Consider the following 10335-nt stretch of genomic DNA (forward strand, 5'->3'; position numbering starts at 1 on the left):
GGCGATGGGCTTTCGCGGTGGGCCGAAGTCCAGCGGCTGACGTTTAACCCCCCGACGGCGCGCCACCATGTCCGGTATTGCTATCAACCGGGCGTGACGGTTCAGCCCAGCCGCTGATCCCGGGCGTCTTCTGTGCCTTCGCTGGCGGCCTTGGTCGCGGCATTTTCCGTCCCCTTGCGGCTGGAAATCTCGGCCACCTTGCGGCCGGAGATTTCGTGGCCGGCGTCGTCGGGCATCTGCCAGAAGAAGTAGGCCGAGGTCGCCGAGATCAGCGATACCACCAGGAAGGCCGGCGCGAAATCGGCCGCGGTGAGGGCGCTCATACCCTTGATCAGCATGCTGGATTCCACGCATAGCGCGCCGACCGCGACGCCGGCGGAGATCGACAGTTGCTGGTTGACGCTGACCAGCGTGGTGGCGCGGCTCATCTGCGCCGGCTCGACCTCGGCATAGGCCACGGTGTTGATGGCGGTGAATTCGAGCGAGCGGAAGAAGCCGCCGACCACCAGGATCACCAGCATCAGCGTCAGCGGCGTCGTCACCGTGAACAGCGCGCAGACCGCGAGGAAGACCGAACTGGCAATGGCGTTGACGGTCATCACATTGCGGAAGCCGAAAGTGCGCAGGATCCGCGCCGCCAGCGTCTTCATGCCCATCGCGCCGACCGCCGAGCCGAAGGTGATCAGGCCGGAGCGGAACGGCGACAGGCCGAAGCCGACCTGCAGCATCAGCGGCAGCAGGAACGGCAGCGCGCCGATGCCGAGCCGGAACAGGAAGCCGCCGATGATCGCGGCGCGCAGCGTCTGCAGCCGCATCAGCGAGAAATCCAGCACCGGCGACGCGGTGCGCCGGGCGTGCCGCACATACATGGTCATCGACAGCGTCCCGACCCCGATCAGAGCGGCGACCACTGGCCATGGCAGCAGGCCGAGGCCGGCGACGGAAGCGCCGAAGGCGATACCGCCGAGTCCTATTCCGGCGAGGATCAGGCCCCACAGGTCGAACCGTTCCGGATTGTCGCTGCGGATCGGATCGATGAAGCGCAGCGCCAGGAAGATGCCGAGGCAGCCGATCGGGATGTTGATCAGGAAGATCCAGTGCCAGGAGAAATAGGTGGTGATGAAGCCGCCGAGCGGCGGCCCGATCACCGGCCCGACCAGTGCCGGCACCGTCATCCAGGCCATCGCATTGACCAGCCCCTTTTTGTCGATCGAGCGCAGCAGCACCAGCCGTCCGACCGGCGTCATCATCGCGCCGCCGATGCCCTGGATGATGCGGGCGATGACGAAATCGGTTACCGAGCCCGACAGCGCGCAGCCGATCGAGCCGACCATGAAGACGCAGATGGCGATCGAGAACACCGCGCGGGCGCCAAAACGGTCGGCGGTCCAGCCGCTCGCCGGGATGAACACCGCCAGTGACAGCAGATAGGACGTGATCGCCAGTTTCAGCGTCAGCGGGCTGGTGCCGATATCGGCGGCGATCGCCGGCAGCGAGGTCGCGATCACCGTCGAATCCATGTTTTCCATGAACAGCGCGGACGCGACGATGAGCGGGATCAGGCGTTCTTTGTTCATGGAGAATTCTTCGTTTCCGGGGCTCTGTCGGGCCAAGGCCGGTGATTCTTCAGGACGGCGCGCGGGCGCTTTAACATCCCGTCGCCGGCGGGGCCATTGGCCACAGGAGCATGGCTCCTAACGGCTGCGTGAGCGGCGGTATGGTTCCACGACGCGGAGTTGACGGCTTGACGCGGTATCGCGTAATGCGATTTAATAAATCGCGCAATGCGATAATGTAGATGAAACAGATCGGCTTTACGTCCGCGGCTTCTCGTCAGTGGCGCAAGCTCAGCGCAGCTACCCGCGCGCAGATCGATCTGAAGATCGTGAGTTATGCCGAAACGGGCGTCGGCGACATCAAGGCGCTGAAGGGCGTCGAGGGTTTGAGGCTGCGTGTTGGCGATTGGCGCGTGTTGTTCACGGTCGATGGCGAGAAATCACCATTCATGCGGTGGGTCATCGCCGCGACATCTATGATTGAGGAAACCATGGCCAAGGCCGGTACCGTCAGAGCCAACGTCCAGTTCATCCAGACGCCAGCCGGAGACGATCTCGCGATTTTGCCCCGCGCCGATTATGACCGGCTGGTCGCGCTCGCCGCGGAGGCGCAGGAAGATGCCGACGCCAGCCGGGTGGTTCGCGCCTCCCTTCGTGCGGTCAAGGAAGGCCGCGAGGTTGTGCTGCCGATATCGGTAGCCGACCGTCTCGCCGATGGCGACAATCCGGTCCGGGCGATCCGCGAATGGCGGGACATGACACAGGGCGAATTGGCCGTCGCCGTCGGCATCAGTCAGAGCTACTTGTCGGAGATCGAGACCGGCCGACGCAAGGGACCCGCCGGACTGCAGAAGAAATTTTCACGCGCGCTCGGCGTGCCCACCGATCTTTTGATCGATTAGGCGGCCAGGGGCGACCAGAAGCGTCTGACACGCCCTGGGAAACGACAGGTCCAAACCGTCAGATCCGGTCGCCGTGGTCGCAAAATACCGTGCATGGCTCCCAAACGCTTTGAATCGTCATCACACCATGCTATCGACCACCGCCAACCCCCCTATGGGCTTCGATTCGACGACGATGCCATGCATCGCCGGGTAATTGGCTCATCCCGAGGTTATAGCGCGGCGAATTTGCCGCTGAATGGAGTTGGCAATGGCGGTCGTTCACCAAATTCGCGAAGCATATACGTTCGACGACGTGTTGCTGAAGCCCGGCCTGTCCGACATCCTGCCGTCCGATGCCGACATCCGCTCGTTCGCCACGCCTGCCATCCCGTTGAACATTCCGATCATCGCCTCGGCGATGGACACCGTCACCGAAGCCCGCATGGCGATCGCTATGGCGCAGGCTGGCGGTCTCGGCGTGATCCACCGCAATTTCGATCCCGAAGGCCAGGCGGCCCAGGTGCGCCAGGTCAAGAAGTACGAATCCGGCATGGTGGTCAATCCGCTGACCATCGGCCCCGACGCGATGCTCGCCGACGCGCTGGCGCTGATGAAGGAACATGGCTTCTCCGGCATTCCGGTGGTGACCGGCGCCAGCAAGGGCGTCCCCGGCCGGCTGGTCGGCATCCTCACCAACCGCGACGTGCGTTTCGCCAAGGATCCGCGGCAAAAAATCTCCGAGCTGATGACGCATGAGAACCTGGTCACGGTCCGCGAGGGCGTCAGCCAGGACGAAGCCAAGCGCATGCTGCATCAGCACCGCATCGAGAAGCTGCTGGTGGTCGATGATCAGTATCGCTGCGTCGGCCTGATCACGGTCAAGGACATGGAGCATGCGGTCGCGCATCCGCTGGCCTCCAAGGATGCGCAGGGACGGCTGCGGGTGGCGGCGGCGACCACGGTCGGCGAGGGTGGCTTCGAGCGCACCGAGCGGCTGATCGATGCTGGCGTCGATATCATCGTCGTCGATACCGCGCATGGCCATTCGTCGCGCGTGCTGGAAGCCGTGGCCCGCATCAAGCGGCTGTCCAATGCGGTGCAGGTGATGGCCGGCAACATCGCCACCACCGAAGGCGCGCAGGCGCTGATCGATGCCGGCGCGGATGCCATCAAGGTCGGCATCGGCCCGGGTTCGATCTGCACCACGCGCATGGTCGCCGGCGTCGGCGTGCCGCAGCTCACCGCGATCATGGACGCGGTTGAAGCGGCGAAGAAGGCCAATGTGATGGTGATCGCCGATGGCGGCATCAAGTTCTCCGGCGATCTCGCCAAGGCGCTGGCGGCGGGCGCCGACATCGCCATGGTTGGTTCGCTGCTCGCCGGCACGGACGAGACGCCCGGCGAAGTGTTCCTGTGGCAGGGCCGTTCCTACAAGGCCTATCGCGGCATGGGCTCGGTGGGCGCGATGGCGCGCGGCTCGGCCGACCGCTACTTCCAGCAGGACATCAAGGACTCGCTGAAACTGGTGCCGGAAGGCGTCGAGGGCCAGGTGGCCTATAAGGGGCCGGTCGGTAACGTGATGCACCAGCTCGCCGGCGGTTTGCGCGCCGCGATGGGCTATGTCGGCGCCAAGAACCTCGCCGACTTCCATCAAAAGGCGGAATTCGTCCGCATTACCAGCGCCGGCCTGCGCGAAAGCCACGTGCACGACGTGACAATTACCCGCGAAAGCCCTAACTATCCGGGTGGCTTGTAAGGCACTTGCCCAAATAGAACCGTACAATAGCGCCATAAGGCGCTATTGTACCTGCGTCACCCACGCTGCCTGGCGCAGCCATTCGCCCGCGTGTTGCCGCGGCGTGTGACGCGCATTTTTCGAGAATCATCTCGCTTACGCCAGAAAGAATGTTGGATATCATGGTCGATTGGACGGACGAGCGCGTTGCCGCGCTCTCAAACCAGGATTTGAAAAACCTGCGCGTCAACGCAGAGCGCAAGGAAGTGGCCGAGCTGGTCACCAAGTGCGATGCCGAACTGGAGAAGCGCAGTGCGAACAAGCCGCGCAAGGCCGGCGCGGCGCGCAGCCCGTCGAAGCAGTTCGAACACGACATGTCTGAGCAACTCGCGGTGGTCGGCAAGGCGATGGCCGGAAAGTACGATCTCAGCGAAGAGACCGCGAAGGCCAAGTCGGTCGGCGTGAAGGGCTTCAAGTCGCACAAGCTGCTCGACGCCAAGGGCTTTGCGAAACTTGGCGGTATGCAGCGCGACGGCTCGGTGGCGGTCGATCGCTACATCTCCTACCGCGTCGGCAAGGACATTGTTTCGCTGAGCGTGTTCCTGCTCAAGGACCAGGCGGTCGACGAACATGAATTCCAGGTGATCGCGCCGCTGACCATGCTCGATGGCGGCAGGCCGGTCGCGGACATCCGCCCGACCGCGACCGCCGCGCAGAAGCAGTCGGCCGATGGCGGGCTCGCCTTCAAGGATCTCGACGGCGCCGCGGCGGCGTTCGACGCGGTGCTGGGCAAGATCACCGCGGCCTGATGCCTCTCTTGACGTCGATCACGCGGCGCGCGAGTTTTCGCGCGCCGCTTTTTTGTGGCGTCGTCCAAGAAACTCAGCAAACGCAGCACTCAGGGAAATTTCATGTCCGTATCCGCCAAGCGCATCGCGCTCGCTGCTCGCCCGAAGGGTGAGCCGAAGCCCTCCGATTTCCGCCTCGAGGATTATGTGGCACCCGTTCTGGGCGAGGGGCAGGTGCTGCTGCGCACGATCTGGCTGTCGCTCGATCCCTATATGCGCGGGCGCATGAATGATGCGGCCTCCTATTCGGCGCCGGTGCCGCTCGATGGCGTGATGGAAGGCGGCACCGTCTGCGAGGTGATCGCTTCCAATTTCGCCGACCTCGCCCCCGGCGATATCGTGCTGGCGCATTCCGGCTGGCAGACGCTGGCGGTGGCCGACGGCAAGATGGTGCGCAAGGTCGATACCAGCCTCGGCCCGATCTCCACCGCCGTCGGTATTCTCGGCATGCCCGGCATGACCGCCTATACCGGCCTGTTGGACATCGGCCAGCCGAAGGCCGGCGAGACGGTGGTGGTGGCGGCGGCCTCCGGCGCGGTCGGTTCGGCGGTCGGCCAGATCGCGATGATCAAGGGCGCCCGCGCGGTCGGCATCGCCGGCGGCAAGGACAAATGCGATTACGTCAAGAACGAGCTCGGCTTCGCTGACTGCATCGACCATCGCGATCCGGACTTCGCCGCCAAGCTGAAAGCGGCCTGTCCGAACGGCATCGATGTGTATTTCGAGAATGTCGGCGGCGCGGTGTTCGAGGCGGTGTTTCCGCTGCTCAACTTCTTCGCCCGCATTCCGGTGTGCGGCCTGATCGCGCAATACAGCGACACCGCCGACTCGACGCCGAAATGGGCGGGGTCGATGATGCGCACCATCCTGACCAAGCGGCTCGCCATCCGCGGCTTCATCGTTAGCGACTTCGCCAGCCGCCGTGGCGACTTTCTGCGCGACATGTCGGGCTGGGTGAAGGACGGCAAGGTGAAGTACAAGGAATGCATCACCGACGGCCTGGAGAATGCGCCGACCGCCTTCATGGGGCTGCTCAAGGGCAGCAATTTCGGCAAGCAGCTGGTGCGCGTCGGGCCGGACAAGGTCTAGCAGCCCGCCATCAGCGGCAGCGTCGGCTGCCGAGCAAGGCGGCGATCGCCAGGGCCTGGATGATCGCCGCCGTCACGAACAGCCAGGGCGCGGCGCCTGCCGCGCCTTCAGCGGGGGCCACTTCGCGGATCAATCCAAACGCCGCCGGCGCAAAGGCGTAAGTTGCCTGGCCGATCGCGACAATCAGCGGGACCACGCGCGCCAAATCGTCGCTGACGAACTCGACCTGGGCGATCAGCGGTGGCAACGAGGTCGCATTGCCGATCCCGGCGCCGAACAGCACGATGCCCATGAGCAGCAGCGGCACGCTGTCGCCGCCGGCGAGCAGAAAGGCCAGCGAGCCGGCGATCTGCACCAGATAACTGGCACAGGCGACCAGCCGGCGGTCGCAGCCCACCGGCATCAGCCAGCCGACCAGCGAACGTCCGGCAATCGCGGCTGCGGTGGCCGCGCCGGCGGCAAGGCCGGCGATCGCTGCCCCCATGGCCGGGACCAGTAACGAGAACAAATGCGCCAGCAGGCCGATTTGCGCGAACAGCCCGAGGGCCATCCCCGTGGCCAGCGTAAGGAAACGTGCGTCGCGCCACAGCAGCTTGCCGGGAAGCGGACGCGCCGTTGGCGACGTGATTGATATGGTCGGTGTCAAGGCCAGGTCGCCATCCGGCCGCAACCCCATCTGTTGCGGAGATCGGGCGAAGAACGCATCCGCCAGCAGCCACACCGCGACAACCATCACCGTGCCGATCAGTGCCGCCGCCAGCGGAAATCCCAGCCAGCCGATCGCGGCGCTCCACAGCGGGGAGAATATCACGCCGCCGATGCTGGCGCCGTTATAGGCCTGTGCCAACGCGGCCGGACGCTTGCGCACGAACCACGGCGCCACGATGGCGTTGACCGCGGCGGCGCCGAGCGCAACCCAGCCGGCACCGCTCAACAGCGTCGCGGCGAATAATTGCCAGGGCTGTTCGGCCAGCGCCCAGCCGGTGATGCCGAACGCCAGCGCGATGGCGCCGGCCTTGCTGATCGCAGGCACGCCGAAATTTCGATACAGCCGGGGCAGGTTGGCAATCACGAGGGCGCCAAACAGGAAATGTATGGTGACCGCGCACGACACCAGCGTCAGCGACCAGCCACGCGCCTCGCGTACCGCGTGCAGATAGATCGGCGGACCATAGAAGCCGAGCCCCCAGCCGAACACGGCGAGCGTGAAGGCCGCGGCGACCACGCGCCAGCCATAGAACAAGGTTGTGCTGCCGCCCATCATGATCGCCCGCCGTGCCGGTTCCGGTCCACCGACCGTCGTGCCAGCAATGGCATCTCAAGCCGCGAAATGCTTCGGCCGCTACCGAAGTATTTTTCGCCGGGCCGGCCTAGGATGCCGTGAAACCGAGGAGGTCTACGCCATGGCCAGTCAAGCAATGTTTGCCGAAATCGCAGCGCTGTCGGGCGATCCGGCGCGCGCCAGCATGCTGCACGCGTTGATGGACGGCCGCGCGCTGACCGCGACCGAACTGGCAAAGGCCGCCGGGATCACGCCGCAGACGGCAAGCGGGCATCTGGGCCGGATGACGACGGCCGGGCTGTTGAGCGTCGAGCGCCAGGGCCGGCATCGCTATCACCGGCTGGCGACGGCATCGGTGGCGCGGATGCTGGAAAGCATCATGCAGGTGGCCGCGGATCTCGCGCCCGACCGTTCACGGCTCTCGACCGGGCCGCGCGACGCGGCGCTGCGCAAGGCCCGCACCTGCTATGATCATCTGGCCGGGCGGCTGGGGGTGGCGCTGGCCGACGCCCTGATGGCGCGAGGCCATATCGAACTGACCGGCGAGGCCGGCGTTCTGACAGGTTCCGGCATGGCTTTCCTCGGTGACATCGGGCTCGATACGGCGCCGTTGCTGGCGCGGCGCACCGCCCGCTCCGGTCGCGTGCTGTGTCGCCCCTGCCTGGACTGGAGCGAGCGACGGCCGCATCTGGCCGGCGGGCTGGGCGCGGCGCTCTGCGCGCACAGTCTCGACCAGGGATGGACCAGGCGGCTCGACGGGACGCGGGCCGTTCTCGTCACCCCGAAAGGCGAGCGGGTGTTTCGCGACAAATTCGGCGTGGCGACGGGCTAGATGCTGTGGCGGCGACTCGTGGACAGGGTGCTCCGCCTCGAATTGTCATCGACGGGTGCGCGGTCTATAGCTCGGGCTTCGCGTGCAGGAGTGAAATTCGATGTCGGTTCAAATGGTGCTGCTGCCGGTATTCGTGCTGGTGGCGCTGACGCTGGGAATGTTCTTCTGGACCGGTCGCCGCGGTGGTAATGCCGGCCGCAACGATGCCAGCGAGCTGCCGCATCAATCCTCGCAGCTCGACCTGCTGTTCTACGCGCTGATCGCGCTCGGCCTGCCGTTGCGAAAAATCGATCTGGTGCTGGTGGCGCTGTCCTGGGTATTCGCCGTCGTCCGCGTCCTGCAGGCGGGCATCTTCGGTGGCAACGGCCGTTCACAGGCGTTCGTGGCCGGTGCGCTGGTGCTGCTGGCGATGTGGTTATACTTCGCGCTGCGGATGCTGTTCCTGCTGTGACAGCGCGCTGGCGCACTTTGTTCTCCGTTGAAAGATTGCCATGACTCCCGCCGCCAAACTCTCCGCCGCGATCGATTTGATCGAGGCCATCGACACCCAGCGCGTGCCTGCCGCCAAGGCGCTGAAGGAGTGGGGTACAGCGCATCGCTATGCCGGCTCCGGCGACCGCGCCGGTATTTCCGGGCTGGTCTGGGACGTGCTGCGGCGCCGGGCGTCGAGCGCCTGGATCATGGACAATGATACGCCGCGCGCCCGCGTGCTCGGCATGCTGAAGGCTGAGCGCAAGATGGATGTCGAGGCGATCGCCGCTCTGTGCGATGGCGGCCGGTTCTCGCCGGAGCCGCTGTCGGATGCCGAGCATGCCGCATTGTCGTCGCGCACCGTGGCCGACGCGCCGGCGCATATTGCCGGCGATTATCCGGAATGGCTCGACGGCTACCTGGCGAATGTGTTCGGCGACGACCGCGTCGCGGAGGCGACCGCGATGGCCAGCCGCGCGCCGCTGGATTTGCGCGTCAACACGCTGAAAGCCAAGCGCGACAAGGTGCTGGGCTCGGTCCGGCATCTCGGCGCCACCGAGACGCCGTGGTCGCCGATCGGGCTGCGGATCGATCTCGGCGCCGATGCGCGCAATCCCGGCATCCATGCCGAGGAGGATTTCATCAAGGGCGCGATCGAGGTGCAGGACGAGGGCTCGCAACTGGCGGCGCTGTTGTCCGGCGCCAAGCCGGGTGAGCAGGTGATTGACCTCTGCGCCGGAGCTGGCGGCAAGACGCTGGCGCTGGCGGCGATGATGCAGGGCAAGGGCCGGCTGATCGCCACCGACAGCGACAAGCGCCAGCTCGCGCCGATCCATGAGCGGCTGTCGCGCGCCGGCGTGCATAATTGCGACATCCGCACCCCGAAGGGGCCGGACGACACATTGAACGATATCCATGCTTCCGCCGACCTGGTGGTGATCGATGCGCCGTGCACCGGCACCGGCACCTGGCGCCGCAACCCCGATGCGAAGTGGCGAATCCGCCCCGGCGCGCTCGAGGTGCGCATCAAGGACCAGATCGAAGTGCTTGATCGCGCTGTCGATCTCGTCAAGCCCGGCGGTCGCCTCGCTTACATCACCTGCTCGGTGCTGCCGCAGGAAAACAACGACCAGATCCGCGCCTTCATCGCCCGCCAGCCGGATTTTTCGGTGGTGCCGGTCGAGCAGGTGACCTCGGTGCTGTGGGACAAGGCCGAGGCGTTCGCCGCCGCCACGCTGCACAGCCCGGAAGGCCTGCTGATGACGCCGCGCCGCACCGGCACCGACGGATTCTTTGTCTCGGTATTGCGACGAAAAAGCTGAGCTGTAGGGTGGGCAAAGGCGCGCTTGCGCCGTGCCCACATGGTCCGTGCGAGTTGCGACGTGGGCACGCTTCGCTTTGCCCATCCTACCACCGACGCGGCGCGGTAGACTGAGCCATGTTTCACCACGACCTCCACTCGCTTCGCCTGTTCGTCGCCATCTGCGAATTGCGCAGCCTGAGCCGGGCCGCCGAGCGCCTCAACATGGCGCTGTCGGCGGCGAGCCGGCGATTAAAGCTGTTCGAGGAGGAGATCGGCGCGCCGCTGGTGCGGCGGCTGCCACACGGGCTGGAATTGACCACCGCGGGGATTACCGC

The 10335-nt window shown here is 65.7% G+C and carries 10 protein-coding genes; 8 read left to right on the forward strand and 2 right to left on the reverse strand.

Annotation, left to right across the window (positions count from 1 at the left end; all coding sequences use genetic code 11):
* Positions 1–101 precede the first annotated feature (101 nt).
* The gene (locus tag Q0S16_RS07445) at positions 102–1577 is read right to left on the reverse strand and encodes an MFS transporter (protein WP_295846605.1); all 1476 of its coding nucleotides are present in this window, start codon (positions 1575–1577) and stop codon (positions 102–104) included.
* A gap of 221 nt (positions 1578–1798) precedes the next feature.
* Between Q0S16_RS07445 and Q0S16_RS07450 the strand changes: the two genes are divergently transcribed.
* The 4 genes from Q0S16_RS07450 to Q0S16_RS07465 all read left to right on the forward strand — a co-directional run bounded on the left by Q0S16_RS07450 (position 1799) and on the right by Q0S16_RS07465 (position 6112).
* A complete protein-coding gene (locus Q0S16_RS07450; protein ID WP_295846606.1) occupies positions 1799–2458 on the forward strand; it encodes a helix-turn-helix domain-containing protein in 660 nt (219 codons plus the stop codon).
* Positions 2459–2708: 250 nt separating this feature from the next.
* Positions 2709–4196, forward strand: a complete 1488-nt coding sequence (gene guaB, locus Q0S16_RS07455; protein ID WP_295846607.1) for an IMP dehydrogenase — start codon at positions 2709–2711, stop codon at positions 4194–4196.
* 161 nt (positions 4197–4357) lie between these two features.
* Entirely contained in the window at positions 4358–4984 is a 627-nt protein-coding gene (locus tag Q0S16_RS07460; RefSeq protein WP_295846610.1) for a hypothetical protein, read from the forward strand.
* 102 nt (positions 4985–5086) lie between these two features.
* Positions 5087–6112 carry an NADP-dependent oxidoreductase gene (locus Q0S16_RS07465; protein WP_295846612.1) on the forward strand — a complete coding sequence of 342 codons (1026 nt, stop codon included), beginning with the start codon at positions 5087–5089 and terminating at the stop codon, positions 6110–6112.
* A 10-nt stretch (positions 6113–6122) separates the two neighbouring features.
* Here the strand turns inward: Q0S16_RS07465 and Q0S16_RS07470 are convergent, their stop codons facing one another.
* Complete coding sequence (locus Q0S16_RS07470; RefSeq protein ID WP_295846614.1) at positions 6123–7373, reverse strand: MFS transporter; 1251 nt, start codon at positions 7371–7373, stop codon at positions 6123–6125.
* A gap of 142 nt (positions 7374–7515) precedes the next feature.
* Between Q0S16_RS07470 and Q0S16_RS07475 the strand changes: the two genes are divergently transcribed.
* From Q0S16_RS07475 to Q0S16_RS07490, 4 genes are all read left to right on the forward strand, one after another.
* Positions 7516–8226 (forward strand): helix-turn-helix transcriptional regulator, encoded by a 711-nt coding sequence (locus Q0S16_RS07475; protein ID WP_295846616.1) that lies wholly within the window; start codon positions 7516–7518, stop codon positions 8224–8226.
* 100 nt (positions 8227–8326) lie between these two features.
* Positions 8327–8677: a hypothetical protein gene (locus tag Q0S16_RS07480; RefSeq protein ID WP_295846617.1), complete on the forward strand. Its 351-nt coding sequence runs from the start codon at positions 8327–8329 to the stop codon at positions 8675–8677.
* A 40-nt stretch (positions 8678–8717) separates the two neighbouring features.
* Positions 8718–10019, forward strand: coding sequence for an RsmB/NOP family class I SAM-dependent RNA methyltransferase (locus tag Q0S16_RS07485; protein ID WP_295846618.1), 1302 nt, complete (start codon positions 8718–8720; stop codon positions 10017–10019).
* Between the two features lie 116 nt (positions 10020–10135).
* On the forward strand, positions 10136–10335 hold a 200-nt coding region (locus Q0S16_RS07490; protein WP_295846619.1), incomplete at its 3' end, for a LysR family transcriptional regulator.

It is taken from the genome of Tardiphaga sp. (genome assembly GCF_025356345.1).
Lineage (GTDB): Bacteria > Pseudomonadota > Alphaproteobacteria > Rhizobiales > Xanthobacteraceae > Tardiphaga.